This window comes from Ignavibacteriales bacterium (genome assembly GCA_016709765.1).
Taxonomy (GTDB): Bacteria; Bacteroidota; Ignavibacteria; order Ignavibacteriales; family Ignavibacteriaceae; genus IGN3.
Window position 1 is genome coordinate 1,201,722 of sequence record JADJMD010000013.1, and the last position, 22,728, is coordinate 1,224,449.

20 protein-coding genes are annotated in these 22,728 nt (G+C 34.0%); 14 read left to right on the forward strand and 6 right to left on the reverse strand.

Annotation, left to right across the window (positions count from 1 at the left end):
• Positions 1-47: 47 nt before the first annotated feature.
• The 7 genes from IPJ23_14970 to IPJ23_15000 all read left to right on the forward strand — a co-directional run bounded on the left by IPJ23_14970 (position 48) and on the right by IPJ23_15000 (position 4,822).
• Positions 48-923 (forward strand): SPFH domain-containing protein, encoded by an 876-nt coding sequence (locus IPJ23_14970; protein ID MBK7631977.1) that lies wholly within the window; start codon positions 48-50, stop codon positions 921-923.
• A gap of 5 nt (positions 924-928) precedes the next feature.
• Entirely contained in the window at positions 929-1,441 is a 513-nt protein-coding gene (locus IPJ23_14975; GenBank protein ID MBK7631978.1) for a hypothetical protein, read from the forward strand.
• A 29-nt stretch (positions 1,442-1,470) separates the two neighbouring features.
• The gene (locus tag IPJ23_14980) at positions 1,471-1,680 is read left to right on the forward strand and encodes an Arc family DNA-binding protein (GenBank protein MBK7631979.1); all 210 of its coding nucleotides are present in this window, start codon (positions 1,471-1,473) and stop codon (positions 1,678-1,680) included.
• Positions 1,681-1,813: 133 nt separating this feature from the next.
• Positions 1,814-2,269 (forward strand): hypothetical protein, encoded by a 456-nt coding sequence (locus tag IPJ23_14985; protein MBK7631980.1) that lies wholly within the window; start codon positions 1,814-1,816, stop codon positions 2,267-2,269.
• Positions 2,266-3,534, forward strand: a complete 1,269-nt coding sequence (locus tag IPJ23_14990) for a hypothetical protein (protein ID MBK7631981.1) — start codon at positions 2,266-2,268, stop codon at positions 3,532-3,534. Before IPJ23_14985 ends, IPJ23_14990 begins: the two co-directional genes overlap by 4 nt.
• Before the next feature lie 131 nt (positions 3,535-3,665).
• Positions 3,666-4,205, forward strand: coding sequence for a DUF1697 domain-containing protein (locus IPJ23_14995; protein ID MBK7631982.1), 540 nt, complete (start codon positions 3,666-3,668; stop codon positions 4,203-4,205).
• Between the two features lie 26 nt (positions 4,206-4,231).
• Complete coding sequence (locus IPJ23_15000) at positions 4,232-4,822, forward strand: DUF1211 domain-containing protein (GenBank protein MBK7631983.1); 591 nt, start codon at positions 4,232-4,234, stop codon at positions 4,820-4,822.
• Between the two features lie 103 nt (positions 4,823-4,925).
• Here the strand turns inward: IPJ23_15000 and IPJ23_15005 are convergent, their stop codons facing one another.
• Positions 4,926-6,737, reverse strand: coding sequence for a PAS domain S-box protein (locus tag IPJ23_15005; protein ID MBK7631984.1), 1,812 nt, complete (start codon positions 6,735-6,737; stop codon positions 4,926-4,928).
• 546 nt (positions 6,738-7,283) lie between these two features.
• Between IPJ23_15005 and IPJ23_15010 the strand changes: the two genes are divergently transcribed.
• From IPJ23_15010 to IPJ23_15025, 4 genes are all read left to right on the forward strand, one after another.
• Positions 7,284-8,810 carry an aspartate/glutamate racemase family protein gene (locus IPJ23_15010; protein ID MBK7631985.1) on the forward strand — a complete coding sequence of 509 codons (1,527 nt, stop codon included), beginning with the start codon at positions 7,284-7,286 and terminating at the stop codon, positions 8,808-8,810.
• Positions 8,811-8,820: 10 nt separating this feature from the next.
• Positions 8,821-10,221 carry an MBL fold metallo-hydrolase gene (locus IPJ23_15015; GenBank protein MBK7631986.1) on the forward strand — a complete coding sequence of 467 codons (1,401 nt, stop codon included), beginning with the start codon at positions 8,821-8,823 and terminating at the stop codon, positions 10,219-10,221.
• A gap of 139 nt (positions 10,222-10,360) precedes the next feature.
• Positions 10,361-11,221: a sigma-70 family RNA polymerase sigma factor gene (locus tag IPJ23_15020; GenBank protein MBK7631987.1), complete on the forward strand. Its 861-nt coding sequence runs from the start codon at positions 10,361-10,363 to the stop codon at positions 11,219-11,221.
• A gap of 209 nt (positions 11,222-11,430) precedes the next feature.
• The gene (locus IPJ23_15025) at positions 11,431-13,590 is read left to right on the forward strand and encodes a hydrolase (protein ID MBK7631988.1); all 2,160 of its coding nucleotides are present in this window, start codon (positions 11,431-11,433) and stop codon (positions 13,588-13,590) included.
• A gap of 106 nt (positions 13,591-13,696) precedes the next feature.
• On the opposite strand, the gene IPJ23_15030 is transcribed toward IPJ23_15025, so the two are convergent.
• The 5 genes from IPJ23_15030 to IPJ23_15050 all read right to left on the reverse strand — a co-directional run bounded on the left by IPJ23_15030 (position 13,697) and on the right by IPJ23_15050 (position 19,525).
• Positions 13,697-15,367, reverse strand: coding sequence for an SBBP repeat-containing protein (locus IPJ23_15030; GenBank protein MBK7631989.1), 1,671 nt, complete (start codon positions 15,365-15,367; stop codon positions 13,697-13,699).
• 56 nt (positions 15,368-15,423) lie between these two features.
• Positions 15,424-16,080, reverse strand: coding sequence for a hypothetical protein (locus IPJ23_15035; GenBank protein MBK7631990.1), 657 nt, complete (start codon positions 16,078-16,080; stop codon positions 15,424-15,426).
• Between the two features lie 35 nt (positions 16,081-16,115).
• Entirely contained in the window at positions 16,116-17,021 is a 906-nt protein-coding gene (locus IPJ23_15040; GenBank protein ID MBK7631991.1) for an OmpA family protein, read from the reverse strand.
• Positions 17,022-17,031: 10 nt separating this feature from the next.
• Positions 17,032-17,559 (reverse strand): T9SS type A sorting domain-containing protein, encoded by a 528-nt coding sequence (locus IPJ23_15045; GenBank protein ID MBK7631992.1) that lies wholly within the window; start codon positions 17,557-17,559, stop codon positions 17,032-17,034.
• 835 nt (positions 17,560-18,394) lie between these two features.
• Positions 18,395-19,525: a DUF1624 domain-containing protein gene (locus tag IPJ23_15050; protein ID MBK7631993.1), complete on the reverse strand. Its 1,131-nt coding sequence runs from the start codon at positions 19,523-19,525 to the stop codon at positions 18,395-18,397.
• Between the two features lie 89 nt (positions 19,526-19,614).
• Here IPJ23_15050 and IPJ23_15055 point away from each other — a divergent pair, with 89 nt between their 5' ends.
• The 3 genes from IPJ23_15055 to IPJ23_15065 all read left to right on the forward strand — a co-directional run bounded on the left by IPJ23_15055 (position 19,615) and on the right by IPJ23_15065 (position 22,697).
• Entirely contained in the window at positions 19,615-20,034 is a 420-nt protein-coding gene (locus tag IPJ23_15055; protein MBK7631994.1) for a hypothetical protein, read from the forward strand.
• Positions 20,035-20,576: 542 nt separating this feature from the next.
• Entirely contained in the window at positions 20,577-21,143 is a 567-nt protein-coding gene (locus IPJ23_15060) for a cupin domain-containing protein (GenBank protein MBK7631995.1), read from the forward strand.
• 147 nt (positions 21,144-21,290) lie between these two features.
• On the forward strand, positions 21,291-22,697 hold the full coding sequence (locus IPJ23_15065; GenBank protein ID MBK7631996.1) for an MATE family efflux transporter: 1,407 nt from the start codon (positions 21,291-21,293) through the stop codon (positions 22,695-22,697).
• Positions 22,698-22,728 lie beyond the last annotated feature (31 nt).

The following is a 22,728-nucleotide window of genomic DNA, read 5'->3' on the forward strand; positions in this document are numbered from 1 at the left end:
TATCAATATGATATCATTACGATAGCAATTTTAAAAAGGAGTAAAAAATGGACAAGATTACCGAAAAAACTGCTAGTAAACTAAATGGTTTTATAGCATTGTTCTTAGTTATCGCAATGTTTGCAATTGATATTTATTTAATCTCAACGGGAATAAGATTAAACAATCCCGATGTTCTCTGGTTTCTGATTCCCTTGATAATAATATCATTCCTGAGTTTTGGTGGATTCATGATTGTTCAGCCAAATGAATCTAAAGTGTTAATATTATTTGGTCGATACACCGGAACCGTCCGGGAATCTGGTTTTTGGTGGGTTAATCCTTTTACAGTAAAAAAACATGTTTCTTTGAGGATAAGAAACTTTAACAGCGATAAAATAAAAGTAAATGATTTACACGGAAATCCAATTGAGATAGCGGCCGTAATTGTATGGCGTGTTGTCGATTCTGCTCGCGCAATATTTGATGTTCAAAATTACGAACAGTTTGTTGCGATACAGGCTGAAACTGCGATTCGTACTCTTGCATCAGAATATCCGTACGACACTAATGAAGGCGAGAAAGAATCATTGAGAAGCAGCCCGACCGAAGTTGCGGAAAATCTTCAGAAAGAACTTCAAAAAAGACTTGAGGTAACGGGAGTAATTATTGTTGAAGCAAGAATCACTCACCTTGCATACGCTCAGGAAATTGCACAGGCAATGTTACGCAGACAGCAGGCTCAGGCAATTGTTGCAGCAAGATTTAAAATTGTTGAAGGTGCTGTTGGAATGGTTCAGCAAGCATTGCAGGATTTAAGCGATAAAAACATTGTTAATCTTGATGAAGAGAGAAAAGCACAAATGGTAAATAATCTTATGGTCGCCTTGGTTGCCGACCATGAAGCTATACCAGTTATAAATACTGGAACAATCTATCAATAAATAAGATGAAACCTCTATCAAAATATATCGGTGAAGAGTTATCCCTTATCCAGCCATCATTCTGGAAACGCGAATATGAGTTTAGATCTTCAAATGAACTGCTGGCAAAAATGTACTTTCCTAAATTTTTTAGTCAAACAGCAATTGTTGATGGGTTTGCTGAAAAGTATGAAATATTTCGACCAAGTTTCTGGAAATTAGATATTGCAATTCGCAAGGAAAGTTACGATTTAACATTTGCAACGCTAAAACACTTAAACTTTTTTAGAACAAAGGGAGAAATTAATTTACAAAACGGGAAAAAAGTATTGTTCAAACTTGGTGCGTTTAAAAAATCCTGCCAGGTTTTATCCGAATCTGAGGAGTTGCTTTTACTATTTCAGAATAAATTCTCGATTAAGGATAGAAATATAATAATAATTGAAGCACCTTCTGTTTTGATTGATGAAAATCCCTGGATAGTTATGATGATTTGGTATTTGATTTTGAAAAACAAAAGACATAACTCTACAGGATAAAATGATAATAATGAAATTGATATTTAAATATGAGTGAAAAGAAAAAATTTTTATTAAGAATAGATGGTAATGTTTATGCCGCCCTGGAAAGATGGGCGGCTGATGATTTACGAAGTATCAATGCACAAATAGAGTTTTTGCTAACTGATGCATTAAAAAAATCAGGAAGAATTAGTTTAAACAAGTCCCTACCAGAGAACGATAATTCGGAACCAGAAAAATCAATTTCTGACAATTAAAATCAATTCAAACAAAATCCTAACTAATTATTAAGTTTTTTGCAGTTTTAGAAACGATTTTTGCTGTTTTGGTCTTTTGTGAAGCAAATTGATTTCTTAAGTTTACACACACGATTTTTACCTTGGAGAAAAAATGAATTACATAAAAATTATTTTAATCTTTCTATCAATAACTTTATTTGCCTCTTGCTCTTCTTTGCTTTTAGAGCCGGCACAATTTAGCTGGCCAATTGAGTCCGTATTAAAAATAGATAAAGACGGGTTTGTAAAGGAAGAAAGACACTCTATTAATTTTAATACTAAGGCGTTGTTTTTTGAGGAGACACAAGATACTCTTTCATATGCGGGAAAAACACTGAGGCTTATTAGAAATAATGAAGGTTTTTATTTTATGACCTCTACTGATTTTAAAAATGTTTATGTTTTTACCGTAGAGAAAAATGCATTTAGCCTGGAAAATAAAATTCCTATAAATGAAACCGGATTAGTAAACCCAGCATTCAATCAACGAAGCCAATTTATTGAGATGCTTGATGATGGAATAATCTACAAACTTACTTCTGAGGGAATTGAGGAAGGTGCAAAATGAAACGATTAATTATTAATAATATTTTACTTGTGTTCTTTCTGTTTACTACAACAACCTTATTTGCCCAATCAGACTATGAAATGGTTCAAAGTTTTAAAGAAAGATATCAGACACTATCAGAGGGAATTAAATCGGCAGCAAGCATAGAAGAGCTTGATAAAATATCATCAGAGATAGATAATCTAAAAAGAGATTTTTCTGCTAAAAAAAATATTTTAGATCAAAGTCTTTATCCTGAAAATTTTGGTTCCGTTTTTGAAAATCTTGAAGCTTCGCTTGATTTAAGAAAAAGTGATTTTACATCAATTACTGTTTTGCAGACAGAAGTTACCACATTAAAATCAGAAGTGGATCTGTTAAATAGAAGAAATAATGAATTGATAAACCAGATTACTGTTTTAGAATCGCAACGTGTGAAAGATGCTGCGGCAATATCAAAATTAGAAAAACTTGTTTCTGATTTACGTGCAACTATTCTCAAAAGAGATCAATTGGTCTTTAGTATTGTGGATAGTTTGACTCCCAAACTTGCCGGTGATATTTCAACAATGACACAGCAGGATAAAGAAGCTGTTTATTCTCAGGTTGAAAAGAACAATATACTTGCCGCTGTAAAAAAATCACTTAGAGATAATAGTAGATTTCTTGAAGTTACTACTTTAAAAGTTGCAGATCTTAGCGATGTAAAAAAACAGCAGCAAAATTTTGTAACTATGTGGCAAAAAGTTGGACCAAAGCTTGTTGATGTTTATGCAGGAAAGGGAGATAAAACTGCTGAGTTGAATGACATTGATAATCTTTTTAATGTGTGGTCAAACAGAATTCAGAGGGAAGCATGGGAATCTATTAATGAAGATTTTTCATTAAACAATATTAACTTACAAAATTTTTCTAACGGAACAGAATTTACAAACGTAGTTACACAGTTTATCTCTGATGAGATAAAAAACTATGGTGTAAAAAGCAAACAAGATTCCGAAGCTGCTTATAACTCTTTTGCAGATGGCGTTTGGTTTAAGACAATTTCAACTGAATGGATGCCGTATTTACTTGATAATAATCTTTTAACAGCACAGCAAAAAGATACTATTGAGAAAAAAATGTCAGAATGGAAATCAATTGTATCTCCCCAGAACAATATGCTTTATTATATTTTAGGTGCAGTTGGTGCTTTAGTTTTGATTGGTCTTCTTGTCTTTCTGTTTAAGAAGAAAGGTAATCCAGAAGATAAAAATCCACCAATTACAACAGAAAGTGGTAACTGATAAAATTTTAAGGGCTGTTTAAATATTGGACAGCCTTTTAAAAAAAAATTTCAAACACTCTGATGATATCCCTTCGCAATTTTCTATCCACCAATAAAAGTTTAAAGCATTAACTATATGTTAAAGGAATTATGCAAAAATACATCGCATTTCTAAAAGCAATTAACGTAGGCGGACATAACGTTAAAATGGATTATCTAAAAACGCTTTTTGAAAAAATGGGATTTGAAAATGTTGCAACATTTATTGCAAGTGGAAATGTTATTTTCGAAACAAATTTAAAAAATGTTGGTTCGATAAAAAACAAAATAGAAACTGAGTTAGAAAAATCTCTCGGTTATAAGGTTTCCACTTTTATCAGAACAACAAAAGAACTTAAAGAAATATCAGAGTTTAAACCTTTTAAAGAATCTGAACTAAATAATGCCAATAATTCGCTTTACATTGCTTTTTTACAAAATCCACCGTCTAAAGAAAATCAAAACAAAGTTAAAGCTTTTCAAAAGGAAGCGAATGAGTTCAATTTTTATAAAAATGAAATGTATTGGCTTTGCAGAAAAAATTTTAGCGATTCCGGAATTACAGGAAAACAATTAGAAAAGAAACTTGATATGGAAATAACTGTGCGCAATTCAACAACGATAAAAAAAATGGTTTCCAAATTTTCTTAGCACGGCATTTAATAATAAATTAACTTATGACAAAAAATAGATTAGAAGCTTTTAGTGATGGTGTAATTGCTATTATAATTACAATAATGGTCCTAGAGCTTCAAGTCCCGCTTGGTACAGAATTATCTACACTCCAGCCATTGATTCCAGTATTTTTAAGTTACATTTTAAGTTTTATATATCTTGGCATTTACTGGAACAACCATCATCATTTATTACAAACAGTTAACAACGTTAAGGGCGGCATTCTTTGGGCAAATTTACATTTACTTTTTTGGTTATCACTAGTGCCTTTTACAACAGGCTGGATGGGTGAAAATCATTTTGCACAGATTCCAACCGCATTATATGGGTTTATTTTGTTAATGGCAGCTATTTCGTACTTTATGCTTCAAACTGTAATTGTAAAATCACAAGGTGAAAACTCTCTGTTAGCAAAAGCAATTGGTCGTGATTTAAAAGGCAAAGCTTCACCTATATTGTATGTGGTCGCTATTATTTCAGTTTTTTATCATCCTAAAATTGCACAAGGAATTTATCTTTTGGTTGCCCTAATTTGGTTAATTCCTGATAAGAGAATTGAAAAAGTTTTTTTTGATAATAATAGCAGCAAATAAGATTTTACCATTTTAGGCAGTGTGCTGGTTTGTATGAATTGATTGTGGGGTTTGTTTTCGCTGTTAAAAGTAAAACATAATTAAATAATGCATTCTAATCACTCTATTGTGGCAATATTATAATAAACTCACTGCCCTTATTTACTTCGCTCTTTACGGTAATCGAACCTCCATTTTTTTCAATAAATTCTTTACACAGAATGAGCCCCAATCCTGTGCCCTTTTCGTTATTGGTTCCTTTAGTTGATATATCCTTGCCTATTTGAAATAAATGATCAATAACCTCAGGAGATATACCCACACCCGTATCGGTGATATGGAGGCTAATGCTATCTTCATTGACGTGTGAATCAATTGTAATATGCCCTCCTTTATGTGTAAATTTTATAGCATTGTTTACTATATTTCTGATAAATGTTAAAGCTGTGTTTTTATCAATTGATATAAACAATTCAGGCTGAACGTTATTGATTACACTAATATTTTTAGCATCGGCATTTAACAAAGCTGTAGCAATACTTGTTTCAACCAATTTTTTCAGATTTAATTCTTCTTTATTTATTGTAATTTCATCCGTTTGAGTTCTAGCCCAAGTTAAAAGGTTTTCTAGTAAGTTATAGGCATTAAGAGAGGACATATTAATCTGCCGAATACACTCTTTCCTTCTCAAATCATCAAATGAATCATATTCCTCATTCAATAAGTTTGAAAAACCAATTATACTATTAAAGGGACTTCTAAGGTCGTGTGAAATAATTTTAAAAAATTTATCCTTGGCAGCATTGGCACTTTCAGCGGCAGCTTTAGATTTTATTAATTCCCTCTCAATATTTTTTTGTTCGGTTATATCTGAAGCAATAGAGGCTATTGCAAAAGGATTATTTTCTTCATCAGTTAACAAGGACAGAGTTATAAGAACAGGGATTTTACTGCCATCCTTTTTCCGTTGTAAACCTTCAACATCACGAACCAATTTACCTTCCACACAAAGTTTAATCAATTCATCGATTTTTTCATGCTTCTCATCGGGCACTAGTAGTTTTATAGATTTGCCAACTAATTCCTCTCTTGAAAAGCCATAAAAATTCACAGCTTCATTGTTCATTTCCAATATGTGGCCATTTAAATCTTCTATGAATGTTGGATTTGTTCCATCCAGAAATACCTTGGAGAGTTTTCGGATTTCATTTTCAGCCAACTTTCTTTCGACTATTTCCTGTTGAAGTTGTAAATTAAGTTGTTCCCTTATTGATATGCCTTCATTCAATTCAATATTAAGCGCTTCGTTTCTAATACCGAATTCAAATGAACTTACACTGGCTGCATGCATCACTTTTCCAGCACGTAGTAAGACCGCAATGAAGAATAAAGTAAGGAGCCCCATTATATAGTAGAGCTCTCCCCCTTCAAAGAAAAACCTTAGGGATATCGGTAATGCAGTGAGGACGAGAAATAAAACATAAGATGGAGTCCAAGTATAGTAAGTTGCAACAGCTGCTGCGCTCAGAGGTAAAATGAATATTGGCCAAACTAGCCGAAATACAGAATGTTCTGTAGTAGGCCATAAGAATATAAATGGGATGGACCACAGCAAGCCAGAAGCCACAACACCGATGACATGGAGGCTTGCCCATTGATCAATATTAGAGTTTAAAGACGCTCTTTTTTGAAAGGCAAATACAACACCTCCTCTAATTAAAGTGAGGAGAACTGTTATAACAGTCCACAAGGAGAGTTTCCATTGAGGAACAACCTGCCAAAAAACTACACAGGCAGTAAGTGCAACAATTAGAACACCAATTAGACCAGTCTTGGTTTGCTTATAAAGTAGTTGAACTTGGGCAATACGTACTTTTTGATCAATATTTGTGATTTCCTTTGTAAAACTTTTGTCTATTAATTTATTTTCCTTCATAATAATGTCACTTTTGTGAATACATGTATTGGTTCAGATTCTTTAATGTTGACTTTATTAGTTAAGTAAAATAATTTAAAATTCACTTATCTATATTTTGTTTGCGTTAAAATGTAATAACAGGGCATCCTAATAAATTGCAGGCTTCGCAGTTTGATAACCTCAAAATCTATTTTTTAACAATATAGAAAAAAAATGATCAGATGATAGAAAGAGTCCCCACAAATAGATTTTTCATAAGAAGCTATTTAGTTCTTGTTATTTTAACCTTGGAGGTAACTCGTTTATATCTGCCACAAAATGGCGCATATACAACAAAAATCTGCTGGCTTTGTGCAATAAATACCTGTATTTATTTCTTGTGCAAACATAAAAAAATATAGTTTTAAATAATCAAATGATGAATAATATTAATAAGACTTTATAAAAACTTCTCAGAAATAATTAAATTACTTTTGATATATTTCAATCTACATAAGTGATTGTTTAAATGGAATTTATATCTGTACCAGTGCATCTCAAAAACTCTAAACGAACAAAGAGCAAATGAAACATTCAAAAGCAACATTAATCTTTACTTTCCTTCTTTCTTCTCTTCTCTTTATTTGTTGTAATTCAGAACAAGACCCAACAACAAAAAATCTTGAGCATTCTATTCTGTCAGACGCTTCAAGCTTTTTCTATGTTAATGTAAAAAACTATCCTGTAAAAAATAAAAAACTGCCAATAGGAATTTTTGATTCCGGTACCGGCGGATTGACTGTGATGGATGCAATCGTAAATTATGATGGCTTTAACAATCAAAACAAAAATCTTAATTCTGATGGTATTCTGGATTTTGAAAAAGAATATTTTATTTATCTCGCTGATCAAGCCAATATGCCTTATGGCAATTATCCTTCTCTAAATAAAACTGATGTTTTAAAGGAACATATTCTTAAGGATCTTCAATTTCTTCTAAGTAATAAATATTATCAATCATCTGGTGATGAAGAATTTAAAATCGATAAATCTCCGGTTAAAGCAATTGTAATTGCATGTAATACTGCAACAGCATACGGAATGGATGACATTGAGGCATTTTTAAAAAAAGCAAAGCTGGATATTCAAGTAATTGGAGTGATTAATGCCGGAGTTAAAGGTGCTTTTGAGAATATTTCTAAGGATGAAGATTGCAGCATCGGAGTAATGGCAACAGAGGGTACGGTTTTATCAAATGGATATCTGAATACAATAAATAAGTATCATTCAGATCTCAATTATAAAGGAGAAATCCAGACATTTCAGCAAGCTGGAATTGGATTAGCCGGAGCTATTGATGGTGTGATAGATTATATTAACACACAGGCAACAGAAATAAGAAAAGAATATAAGGGACCATCATTAACATCAATTGATGCCAAAATTGATTTAAGTATTTTGAATCGATATAATTTTGATTGGTCTAATAATAAAATTTTATACTCGGGCGAAAAAAACAATCCAACTGAAATACAGCTTAATTCAATAGAAAATTATATATACTATAATGTTGTTTCTCTGGTTGAGCAATTAAAAGTGTCTCAAACCACAAAGCCACTTAAAAAAATAATACTTGGTTGCACTCATTATCCATTCTACAAAAACATATTTGCTCAAAAACTCGATGAGTTATATAATTTAAAAGAGAATGAGAAATATGTTTACAGAAACTATATGCATAAAGAAATTAAATTGATTGATCCCGCATTAAATACAGCCAAGGAATTGTATGAATATCTTAGAGAGAATAATCTGTTTGGCGATAATGAATTGAACAATAGTGAATTTTATATTTCAGTTCCGAATGTTCAGAATAAAAATATAAAACTAGACTCGCTTGGTAATTTTACGTACGAATATAAATACGGTCGCACAGCGGGAATTATTCATGAATATGTTAAACAAGTTCCTTTCAACAAATCCAATTTACACCCTGATGTAATTGATATGTTAAAGGAAAAAACTCCATTAATTTTTAAACTGATAACAGACTTTAATCAAACAAATAGTAAAGCTGAGTTTATAAGAAGCAATAACTTGGTAATACTTTAAGGAGCACAAATTGCAAATAGAATTTATCGGCGGCGCAAGAACCGTTACAGGATCACAACATTTACTTCACATCAACGGTAAAAAAATTCTTTTAGAGTGCGGACTTTTTCAAGGCAGGCGAAGTGAAACCTACGAGAAAAATAAAAACTTCAAATTTAATCCTGCCGATATTGATGTGATGATACTTTCACACGCTCATATAGATCACAGTGGAAACATTCCAAACCTTGTTAGCAAAGGTTTTGATGGATTGATTTATGCGACTTCTGCAACAGTAGATTTATGTCAGATTATGCTTCGCGATTCTGCACATCTGCAAGAAAGAGATATTGAGTGGGTTAATAAGAAAAGAAAAAAGAAAAATGAAAGTCCAATTGAACCTCTTTATACATTAGATGATGTAGAAAAAGCAATGAGTCAGTTTGTTGGTGTTCAGTACAACAGAATAATTGAATTATTTCCGGGAATAAAGTTTAGTTTTAGAGATGCCGGACATATTCTCGGTTCCGCAGGCGTGTTATTGGAGATTGAAGAGTCTAACAACAAAAAAATACGTTTAGGTTTTTCAGGTGACATTGGAAGACCAGATGCCCCTGTTATTAATTCTCCCGATATATTGCGCGATCTAGATGTGCTTATAATGGAATCAACATACGGAAACAGGTTTCATTCTCCAGCTGCTGATGTTGAAGAAGAGTTTGCATCAACAATTAACAAAGTTATAAATGATGGTGGCAGAGTAATTATTCCGGCTTTTGCCGTTGGGAGAACTCAAACAATTACATATATGCTGCATAAACTTTTTAATGAAAACAGAATTCCAGAAGTTCCAATATATGTCGATTCGCCAATGGCTGTGGATGCAACTGCAGTATTCCGTTCACATCCGGAATGTTTAGACCGAGAAACTTATAGAATCTTTTTACAAAGCGGAGAAGATCCTTTTGGTTTTAGCAGGTTGAAGTACATAAAAAAAACAGAAGAATCAAAAGAACTTAACGAAAAAACCGGACCAATGATTATTATCTCTGCATCCGGCATGGCGGAAGGCGGAAGAATATTGCATCACTTAGTTCACAACATTTCAAATCCTAAAAATTTAATTTTATTTGTTGGATATGCGGCAGAACACACTTTAGCTCGCCGAATAATGGATGGAAACGAAAAAGTTAACATTTTCGGTGAAGAAGTTGAAGTCAAAGCTAAAATCAAGAAAATGGATTACTTTTCCGGCCATGCAGATCAAAGGGAATTGCTAGATTATCTGCGTCTAAATGATATAAATAAACTTAAAAATATATTTTTAGTTCACGGCGAAGAAGATATGGCGCTTCCATTTAGAGAAATTTTATTAAAAAAAGGCTTTAAAAACGTTCAATTTCCAGCATCTGGAGAAATAATAAATATTTAATCAGGAACCCTTTTTGTCTTACTTTTATCTAATTAAGTGTTATATTTGCCTCCTGCGAATTTGACATTTCGATTCTTCAGTATGAAGAGTCATTTTGGAAAATCAAAAATTTTAATTAACAATTAAGGAGATGTAACGCTTGAAGATCACAAAGCAATTTACCAACCGAGAAAGTAAATCTTTAGACCAGTATTTACAAGAGATCGGTAAAGTTGATCTTCTCACTCCCGATGATGAGATTGAACTCGCCATCAAAATTAAAAAGGGAGATAGATTAGCCCAGGAAAGATTAATAAAAGCAAACCTCCGATTTGTAGTGAGCGTTGCAAAACAATTTCAAAACCAAGGCTTATCTCTCGGCGATCTTATCAACGAAGGAAATATTGGCTTAATTAAAGCCGCTGAAAGGTTTGATGAAACCCGTGGATTCAAATTCATCTCTTACGCTGTGTGGTGGGTTAGACAATCTATTATGCAGGCAATTGCTGATCAATCAAGAGTTGTAAGATTACCACTTAACAGAGTTGGAAATCTTACAAAGATAAGCAAAGCTTACAGAGATCTTGAACAGGAATATGAAAGAAAGCCCACAACTGATGAGCTTGCACAAATTCTTGAAATGACTTCTGAAGAAGTTGCTTATGCTCTTCAAATTGCTGGAAGACAAGTATCAATGGATGCACCTTTAAAAGAAGGTGATGATGGAAAAAACTCATTGGTTGATATTCTTCCGAACGATGAACAACCTTTGCCCGATAATACTTTAATGACCGAATCTTTGAAAAAAGAAGTTGCAAATGTTCTCTCAACTCTTTCTGAAAGAGAAGCAGAAGTAATAAAATTATACTTCGGAATAGATGGAGACCATTCAGCTACTTTAGAAGAGATTGGCGAAAGATTTAATCTTACTCGTGAACGCGTACGACAGATTAAAGAAAAAGCTTTAAGAAATTTAAGGCAATCTAAAAGAAGCGGCAGACTGAAAGCTTATTTGGGATAAAAAATAATTCGTTTCAGGTTTTAGAGCCCCGATTTACCGGGGCTTTTGTTTTTTTAACCAACCATTAATCTTCACTCATAAAACCAATTAACCGCTTATCTAAAAAAAATTTTATTTATTGTTACACGCAGTAACTTTACAAAGTAAAATCTGTCTAATGTATCAAAAGAATACTCTTTATGAAAAAACACGTACTGTTTTTATTGCTAATTATTTTATCATCTATTTTATTTGCTGAAGGAAGCAAAAATCTTAACAAATCGTTAATCTTAGTGAAAGTTGATAAACCAATCTCTATTGATGGAGTAATAGAGGATACCTGGGGCTATGCTGATTCAACAACAAACTTCTTTCAACTTGATCCATATTATAACGAACCAACATCAGTAAAAACAGTTGCAAAAGTTTTAACAACTAATGATGCGCTTTACTGTTTAATGATTTGTTATGACGATAAAACAAATATTCAAGCAAACGCCGGCATGCAAGATGCATACACAGGTGATATTGTTTCTATAATGTTTGATACTTTTTATGATAAACAAACAGCATATAAATTTGCTGTTAATGCTTCAGGTGTAAAATCTGATTCGCGTATGCTTGATGATGCACGTAACCGTGATTATAGCTGGGATGGTATTTGGGATGGAGCATCAAAAATTTATGATTGGGGTTTTGTTGTTGAAATGAAGATTCCGTACAAATCAATCAAGTATGATAAAAATCTTACCGAGTGGGGATTAGATTTTGATCGCTGGAGATCTTACAATAAAGAAGATATTTACTGGTGCGAGTATGAACAAAGCGAAGGACAAAGAATTTCTAAATTTGGTAAACTTATTTTTGAAGACTTTAAACCATCAGTAACCGGATTAAATCTTGAAGTCTATCCTGTTGGTCTTTCTAAAATAAAATATCTTGGCAACAACAAATATGATTTTGATCCAACCGTTGGATTAGATGTTTTTTATAATCCATCAGAGCAATTAACATTTCAACTTACTGCGAATCCGGATTTTGCTCAGATTGAAGCAGACCCTTTTGATTTTAATATCTCGCGTTATGAATCTTATTTTAATGAGAAACGCCCATTTTTTACAGAGGGTAATGAAATTTTTAATCCGGCAGGCAGGGAAAGAAATTCAGGTTTTTACAGACCGCTCGAGCTTTTTTATTCCAGAAGAATTGGGAAACTTTTGCCTGGTGGAAATCAAGCTCCATTAATTTTTGGAACTAAAGCTTTTGGAAGATTAAACGATTGGGAGTATGGTGGCTTTGTTGCAATGACCGGGGAAACAGATTACTTTGATGATGATGTAAACTCGAAAGAACCACAAGCTTATTTTGGTTCGGGCAGAATTAAAAAACAAATCCTTGATAACTCTTCAATCGGGATTTTAATGGTGGGAAAGAAAACAAAAGAAAATACTTATGGAGTGCTGGATATAGATGGCGCATTTCGGGGTTCTGATTGGCAGCTTGCCTATCAGTTTGCAAGATCATTTGAAAATGAAAATGGCGACTATGCAGCTTCAATTGGATTTAGAAACATTAATGATAATTGGGGAAATCTATTTCGCATAAGAGCGATTGGAAAAGATTTTAATGTTGATCAAGTTGGTTATGTACCATGGCAGGGAACTTTAAACTCTGTGGGTTTAACAGGACCGATGTGGTATTTTAATGATGGCGCTATAAGGAATATGTTTTTGTACTTTGGTCCCGCTATAAATTATGAACATGCAGATCTATACACTGATTATTCTGCGGTAATAGGATTTAATATGCAGTTTAGAGACGGCTGGGGTTATGAAATAAATACTGATTTCGGAAAAAGTAAAGATGAAGGAATTATTTATAATTCTTATAGTGTTAATCTAAGCTCTTGGTTTGATGTTTCACAAAAATGGAATGCAAACGCGTGGGGCGGGTATCAGAGAACTTATAATTTTGATAGAGATTATTTAGCATTTTATTCCTGGTTTGGTTTTTCAGCCGATTGGAAAGCATTAGATGTTCTTCAAGTAGGAACTTCTTATGATATGTTTATTGAGGGAAATCCTTCGGGTAATACTGAAGACATTACTTACAATGCTCGCCCATATTTTTCTTTAACACCAATTAACAATCTAAACTTTAGAGTTTATGTGGATAATGTTTTTGTAAGATCATCTGATAGAATGGAAAGAATTATAGCAGGCTTTTTATTCAGCTGGAATTTCTTGCCAAAGAGCTGGATCTACTTTGCTATTAATGAATTCCGGGATAGAAGCGATGAATACGATGTAAATAAAAACCTGCTTCCAAACAGAATGCACACAACTGATCGCGCTGGTGTGTTTAAGATTAAATATTTGTATTACTTCTAAACAAAAAAGGCGATTTAGAAAATCGCCTTTTTAATATTGAGTGTTAAATGCTCAATGTTAAATTTATTTTAATCTGATGTTTTTATTGAGTCTTGAAAATTGAACACTATTTCAAGAGAATCATCTTCTTCGTTTCAACAAAAGAACCCGATTGTATTTTATAAAAATAAATCCCGCTTGAAAGATTAGAAGCATTCCAATTAACCTGATAACGGCCAGCAGGTTTTTCTTCGTTAACTAATGTTGCAACTTCTTTTCCAAGAACATCATAAACTTTTATTATGACTTGACTACTGATAGGTAACTGATATTTTATTACTGTGCTTGGATTAAATGGATTTGGATAATTTTGATGCAAGGAATATTTTTCTGGTAGACTATATTCTGTTTGATTAATGCCTGTTGGTGTCTGTGAATACTTTATAGTGGCAAAATCCACCGAAGTACCAGATCCAGCGCTTGATCCAGTTACATAAACATTCCCCTGGTTATCCAGCACGATTGATTTTGCTTGATCAATTCCATTTCCCGGAGGTCCATTGTATCTTTCTGCCCATTGCTGAACGCCCAACGAGTTGTACTTGACTGTAGCATAGTCAGCTTTTGTTCCACTGAAACTGCCACTAGTTCCAGTTACATATACATTACCTAAGTTGTCAAGTACCAGAGAAGCAGCCCCATCACCGCTGTTGTTTTGGATTCCAGTATATCTAGACACCCACTGTTCTACGCCTAATGAATTATACTTGATCGTTGCATAATCGGGTGTTGATCCGTTTACATCAGTACTTTGGCCAGTTACATAAACGTTTCCTGAATCATCGATTGCGATAGACTTACTCTCATCTTGCCCATTTGCAGGCCCATTATATCTTGAAACCCATTGCTGAACACCTGAAGAATTATACATTACTGTGGCATAGTCGTTGTCAGCACCGGAAACAAGAGAATTCTGACTATTTCCAGTAACATAAACATTTCCATTACCGTCAACAGCAATGGAACTAGGGATATCAATTGAATTTGCCGGTCCGTTGTAGTCCGCTACCCACAATTGAAGACCTGCGGAATTATATTTGATAGTTAGGTAGTTATCAGCTGTCGTCGAACTCGAAGTATATCTCCATCCCGAGACATAGACATTGCCGAGGGTGTCTATTACAAGAGAATTTGCAAAATCAGAAGAGCCAACCTCAGGAGTGTTAAATATTTCAACCCACACTGAGTCCCCGGAAGAATCATACTTGATCGTTGTAATATCGTACCCATTTTGACCCGCCTGGCTATATCCGGTTACATACACATTCCCTGAGTTGTCAACTGCAATGGACTTACTTTGATCGGTGGAATTTGTCGGTCCATTATATCTCGAAACCCACTGCTCAATACCAGAAGAGTTATACTTGATTGTTGCATAGTCCATCGCTGTCCCGTCTCCCGCGCTATTTCCTGTAACATACACATTTCCTGATTTGTCTATTGCAATAGATTTGCTCTCATCAGTGCTGTTTTGGGGTCCGTTATATCTAACAGCCCACTGCTCTATACCTAAAGCGTTGTATTTAATAGTTGCATAATCAGAAGAGGTTCCAATTCCCCCACTCAGGCCCGTTATATAAACATTTCCTGAATCATCAACTGCCATAGAAGAAACATCCTCAAAATTATTTCCTGGCCCGTTGTATCTTACAACCCACTCCTGTGTTACTTGTGCGAACAAATCTAAGCTAAGAAAACATAATACAACAATAAGAATAACAATTTTAGAGATTTTCATTTTAACTCCATTTAATATTATACATCGCACTAATTATTTTTTGAATTTATGTTCAACTATTCAATGCGCAATGACTTGATGACTACATCAACCTCAGAAGCATACTTCTCAAAAAGAGCAGGATCGCTTGCCGGTAAAAAGTATTGAATGATAACTCGCAATCCGTTTTTGTAGAGTGCCACATAACGACACTGGACAAAAAGGTTATAGTTACAGTCAAAACCACTCGCATCACCAACAGAGAACTCCTTGTTCATATTCAACACTTTTCCACCGTACATGGTGACAATCGATTCAAAAAGCTTTGCAAACTCTTCAGGGTTTTGATTGGGTTTTTCGTGAGCATAGACGCTGACCAATGGCCGCGGATTATCCGATACACCGGATGAATTAAAAGCAATTCCGTTCCAGTTTTCCGGCTCTTCTTCACTTCCACCAACAGACATTGAGAAGCTTGCTTCACCAGACCTCATACCTTCATCAGGGTCAGGTTGAATTCCTTTCCTGTAAGTCCAGTTTTTTGGAACAGTTATTTCAAATCGATATTCATCATTTCTAATCGTTACTGAATCTTGCTGGTTCTGTTCTTTTGCAATTATCGGAGATGAAGTAGCAAGAAGGACAATGATGAGAGTCGCTGTAATTGTAATGACCAGAGCAAGAGATTTTAATAGAATTAAATTTAGTTTATTCTTTCTAATTGCACCTATCACATCAGCACCTATAAATTTAGTTATGCGTTAATGAATTATTTCTTTACTATTTCTACTCTTCTGTTTAACTCTTTCCCCTCTTCAGTATCGTTGGTTGCAACCGGTGCAAGGGGACCAACTCCGCCTGCCTCAAGATTTGTTGTAGGAATTTTATACTTAGTAATTAATTCGTTTACAACTGCCTCAGCTCTTTTCTGGGAAAGATCCATATTATCCTTAAGCTTGCCTACATTATCGGTATGACCAATTATATAGACCTGCATTGAAGAATTTGCTTTAAGAAGAGTCGCTATCTCTTTAATCGTTTCATCAGATTCCGGTTTGATTACGGATTTGCCGGTATCAAAGTATATTCCGTATACTGCTGCGTGACCATCTTTAAGAATATTAGATTTAAAAACATCAGCCGTAACTTTAACCATTCCGGTTTCCATCGGCTTCTCTTCAACTACTATAATTTTTGACCATGGACCAGCAGAAACAAAGACGCCAATCCATACATTGCCCTCTTTTCTTTTTTGGAAGGCGGTCAGGTAACGCTCAGGCGGATAGAATCCTATAGTTTCAATTCCAATTTGATGTCCACACTCTTCCTTGCCACACATAAACTTAATCTCAAACCCAGCTTTCTTAAAGGCCTGTTCGTAATTACGTATACGCTCAAGAGAAGAGCGGTTGTCAGGATCATTATAATCAATCTTTGTAATCTTTCCTTCGAGTTTTACTGTTTTAACTGAACCATCATCCTGAACTTTTCCGATTACAAGAGTCTGTTCATCAAACTCTTTAACTTCCTGGCCTGAGATAACGGAGCCTTCAAATCCTTTTATCAGCGGATGCCCTACATTTTGCGCTTTGACAGTTGGAGCAACGAATATTACTACTGCAAGTAAGAAGATTGCTGCAATTATTGTCGGGTGGAATAATTTTCGTTTGAGCATTTTTGTTTTCCTATTTAATTAGAATTAACTTTTTAATTTTAACAAAACTTCCAGCCTGCAGTTTGTAGAAATAAATTCCCGAAGACAGTTGTGATGCATTAAAGTTAATTTCATAATTTCCAGCAGGTTTTTCTTCGTTAACCAAAGTTGCTACTTCGATCCCAAGAACATCATAAACTTTTAATTGTACAAATTCTCTACTGCCTATTGCGTACTGAATAATTGTGTTTGGATTAAATGGATTTGGATAGTTTTGACTTAAATAAAATTTAGTTGGAATTAGTTCTTGATTTTCAACACTAACGGGACCAACGTTTCTCCAAGTAACTCCTTCAGTAGATATTATACCATTGTTTGGTGCTGTGGTGTCAATAGCTGTAACATCTATACTGGCTCCGGATTTAGTAATGAAGGAATAAGATATTACTCTTCTATAAAAAGGAGGAGAAGGTGAAGTATATATGTCATCGCTCCTAACTCTTAATGCTTGTAAAACAGCGCCGCCCGGCATTGTCATATTACCCCACGCATCAACCATTACCGACTCTGTATGATTTGCAATCGTATTAAATAATGGAATGCCATTGTAATAGGATGTGTTAGTAATAGTAAAACTGCTGTTCCATTGACTGTTATAAGTAAATGGAAGTGGATAAAATACTTGAGCAGGAGAATAAACAGCTTTATTAAGAAATTCGTCTGTGCCAAGATCAGTTTTTATTACAACTCCATTCATTAAATAGGCCCCAGAATTTTGGGTAGTATATTGCCATCCACTAGCAATGGTGGTATCTATTATTTCATCATAACTAAACACAACATTTGCTGTTGGAAAGTCTGATATATATGGAGATGACGAAGGCACCACACTGGTAAATGTATTAGTAAATTGAGAATTGAGTGCAGAGAAATCCCAGGAGGTGGCTCCAGGTGATCCAATATTAACAGAAGTGGTTAATGAATCAATATGATTGGTAAGCACATTGCCAACAACATTAATTGCGGATGCATCTGCTGAAGTAATTGTTATTTGGGCCAGAGTTACTGTACCAAATAAAATTAATGTAAATAGAGATAAATGGACAGTAAATAATATTTTCATTAGAACTCCATAATTATTGAAGATGATACTATTAGAAGATGTAATTAATTATTTTCTAAATTGATTTGGAACTTTAGCGAACACAGCACTCGATCAGAGAACCGCATTCACACTTAAGGAGAGATGAATGAATCTGAGGATGGGAAAATAAAATCTTTAATATTTATATCCTTCCTCAAGGAGGTGAATTAGTTATATTGTTTAATATCTATTATTATTTGACCAATGGCAAGTAAAATAAACTTGTTAGGCGCAAATAAAGCCTTGGGTTTTACAAGAGAATAAAGACAATCAACAAAACGCCAACGAAAACTTTTACACCTACTGAAGCAAACTTTGGGTATTTCTTTTTTACCCAGCCCCAGATTTTTGCGGCAAGAATCATTATGAATATTAAAATGATGGTTACACCAATTGCTTCAAAAGTAGTTAAAGTCATTCCAATTCGTTCCGCTAAACTTTTACCGGCCCAGAATGCACCAAAAATTGTTACTAAATGGAGCCAATAAACAAGCAACGATTCCCGGCTTGCATCCATAATAAAACTGTTTTTGATTTTTGTTTTTCTATCAACAATCCAGCATAGATAAAACAAAACCAAAATGTAACCTAATCGCTCAAGAAAAAATATTGGGTTTGGCATTATTGAGGTTAGAGTTTTAGAAAACACTCCCGAGTAAAACAGATGACCAAAAAGCAGAGTAACCAATCCAGCTATTGTAATGTATTTTATAAAATTTTCCTCTTCATTTCTTTCGCGTGCATCAACAAAATATTTTGCAAAGATTGCTCCTGCTAATAAAAAGTTTAACCAGGGAAATATTGGAAATAGGGAACCGTGCAATCGATTAAAATAATTTGCCACTATCAGCGGAAGGAAGTTAGAAAACTCTATGTTCCATAATAATGGAGAGATAAAAGTTACAACAATGAGAGAGGCAAGTAGAAAGTTATGATATACCCTGTCAGATTTGATTAATAGTCTCGTTGAAAACAAAAATAACAGCCCAACTCCGATGCATTGCAAAACATCCACAGCAATAAAACTTTCTAATAATTGCGGAGTAGCTTCGTTAATGATTTTAGATAACGGAAAAAACGGAAGGTGAAGTGTGTAACCTATTATTATTATTTGAAAAATTCTGCCTGTCTTTTTCCAAAAAGCTTTACCAAGTTTTCTCATTTCTTCCAGCTTACTGCCGGATGAAACCTGAAATGCAAATCCTGATACAAATAAAAATGATGGCGCAACCAAACCATTTATAAAATTTAAAATGCCAAACCATCCGGATTGTCGCAACTCTGGAATAAGAAAAGCATTAAACACGTGCACTTCAATCATTATTATGATTACAAGACCACGAAGTAAATCTGCTGATATGTATCTAACTTTTTCTTTCATACTTTTCTGAAAAATTGTTAGAACAAAAAAAGTAAAATCTAATCATAGTTAAAAGACTTTTTAAGAAAACTTTTTATTATTTAACTTTATTGAGACAGTTAAAATCAAAAGGTAACTACGTGATTTCAAAAATTTTTATTTATAGCTGGCAGAGACAAATTGTAATTGGTATAGTTGTAGGGCTGACAATTTCTATAATAGATAATTATGCATTTAAAGGTGAGGTAAGCCCGACTGTAATAGTTATTATGTTATTAGCCGCTTCCGGTTTTTCGGGGCTTTTATTTGGTTGGGATGGATGGTTTACTGTTTTTGTTATGTGGCTTTTTATACCAGGCACACATTTAATTAAATATTTTTTTAATTTGCCCGATACACTTCACCCAGACACACTTAACTCAATTATTAAGCTTGGGATATTTTCTTTTGTTGTCTCTGCTGTGGGTTTTGGAACCGGCGTAATGGTTAGACGGTTTATTAACTTTAATTCTCAACAACCCAAACCCTGAATAGTTTAACTTCTGCTTAACAATAGTTTTTATGTAAGCAAGTAAACTGCCTTACTTATTTAGAATACTGGAACCATTCTTTTCATTTTTCTTATCCCGCTTAGCAGCCTTTTTTTCTTTCATTGTTTTTGCAGGCTCTTTCTTTGTGCTCTTCTTACTATCCTGACTTTTACTCATTACTTTCTCCGTTTAATTTAGTTTTAAATTACTTCGGCCGTACTATAGTCATAAATAAACTTGATAAACAGTGCTAAAAAAATAAATAGTTGACAAGAACTGATTGGTGAAAGGTGCTGAAAAGATAATGATTGGGTTTTGTTTGTCCTCATTTCCTTTGTTTTACTGTTTGTTATCATATCAAAGAGAGTTGTTTTTTATTCTTGCTGGCTAACAATCCTTTAAGTAGATTTAATTCCATAACTAATAGATTCCAAAGAATTACTTAAAGTTTTTAACGATCATTTCGATATAAATATTTATTGATGCCTAATAGTCAGTGAATTGCGTTAAATAAAAACAAACCCTAACCTCAAAGGCTAAGTATGAAAAGAAATAAATTTATTGTCTCACTTATGGCTTTAGCGGCAGCACCAACATTTTTGTTTTCACAAATTCAGAAAGGATTATTCAAAATGGGCAAAGGGTTTAAAATAAATGCCGGCGAAGGAAGAATACACGGGCATATAAAATTAAAAGGAGTAAACTCCAACATACTGGATGTTAAGGTATCCGGAAGCGATACAAATGGAGAACTTGCAATATTTGAACAAACTTCGCTCTCTCAAGGAAGAGGAACTCCATTGCACATTCACAATTCGCAGGATGAAGTTTTTTTTGTTATGGAAGGTGCATATTACTTTCAGGTTGGTGAAAAAAAACACAATTTGACAGTTGGTGACAGTATTTTTTTACCACGAAAAGTTGCCCATGCCTGGACGCAAGTTTCTGAAAAAGGTAAAATGACTGTGATTTTACAACCCGCCGGAAAGCTTGAAGACTTTTTTGTTACGATGTCTGGGCTTGATCATGAACCATCACAAAGTGAAATAGCAAAAATGTTTGCAGACAATGATATGCAGATTGTTGGCCCACCGCTTAAATTAGATTAATAATTGATTTTGGAAATATTTAAATAAGAAATAAAAGATTGAAGAAATAACTGTAATATTTCCAAAATCATTTCATATTTTCGCAACAGAAAAATCAAATCGTCAATCCGTTAAGAGAACAAAAATATATCTTTAAATAAAATTCTTATGAATTTTATCATAAAAAAAATATCATACGTAATTAATATATTTCGTTTAGCCCTTGCAGGTAACGATACAAATATTCTGCAGGGCAACATTAACCGCGCAATTATTCTGCTTGCCATTCCAATGACACTTGAAATGATAATGGAATCCATGTTCGCGATCGTGGATATTTTTTTTGTTAGCAAGATTGGTGTAAACGCGATTGCTGTTGTTGGGTTAACCGAATCAATGTTAACAATTACGTATTCGCTTGGCTGGGGCCTAGCAATGGGCACAACCGCAATGATTGCGCGTAGAGTGGGAGAAAACGATAACGATGGAGCATCCGTTGCAGCAGTACAGTCGATTTATCTTGCATTAATAATCTCTATACCAATAATGTTTACAGGCATTTTCTTTTCAGTCGATTTGTTAAGATTGATGGGCGCATCAGCAGATGTAATTGCACAGGGCTCAGCTTACACAAAACTTTCACTCACATTCAATCTTATTGTTATACTTTTATTTCTTATCAATGGTATTTTCCGCGGGGCAGGGGATGCAGCGCTTGCAATGAGATCGTTATGGGTTGCAAATACTTTAAATATAATACTTGACCCGCTTTTTATTTTTGGTATTGCATTCTTTCCGGAACTTGGTGTTAAAGGTGCCGCAGTCGCAACAATCATTGGAAGATCAACCGGAATACTTTACCAGCTTTATCATCTTAAGAAAGGGAAAGGATTAATAAAAGTTCACAAAGACAACTGGCAATTTAAACCAGAAGTTATTTTGAAACTTGTAAAACTCTCTGCGGGCGTTACAGCCCAATTTATCATAGGTTCTGCAAGCTGGATATTTTTAATGCGGATCATCTCCGCTTTTGGCAGTACAGCACTTGCGGGATATACAATTGCAATACGAATTGTGATTTTTACTTTAATGCCTGCCTGGGGGTTTTCAAACGCCGCCGCAACAATGGTTGGACAGAATCTCGGGGCCAATCAGCCAGAGCGTGCTGAAAAAGCTGTTTGGCGCACAGGTTTTTTTAATATGATTTTTATGGGAACTGTAATGATTATCTTTTTTCTTTTTGGTAATAACATTTCTTCTTTTTTTACAAACGAAAAAGAAGTAATAGATAATGCATCAAAATGTCTAAATATTTTTGCAATTGGTTATTTGTTTTACGCATTTGGAATGGTTTTAGTTCAATCGTTTAACGGTGCAGGCGATACAAAAACACCAACAATAATGAATCTATTTATTTATTGGGTGCTCCAGATTCCGCTTGCATATACGCTTGCAATACATCTTGGCTTTGGCGCAGAAGGAGCTTACTACTCAATTGTAATTTCAGAATCTGTTTTTTCTATAGTGGGCTATTTTTTATTTAAAAAAGGGAAGTGGAAAACAATTAAAGTATAAATTGCGGAGGCACAGTTCTATATGCCTCTGC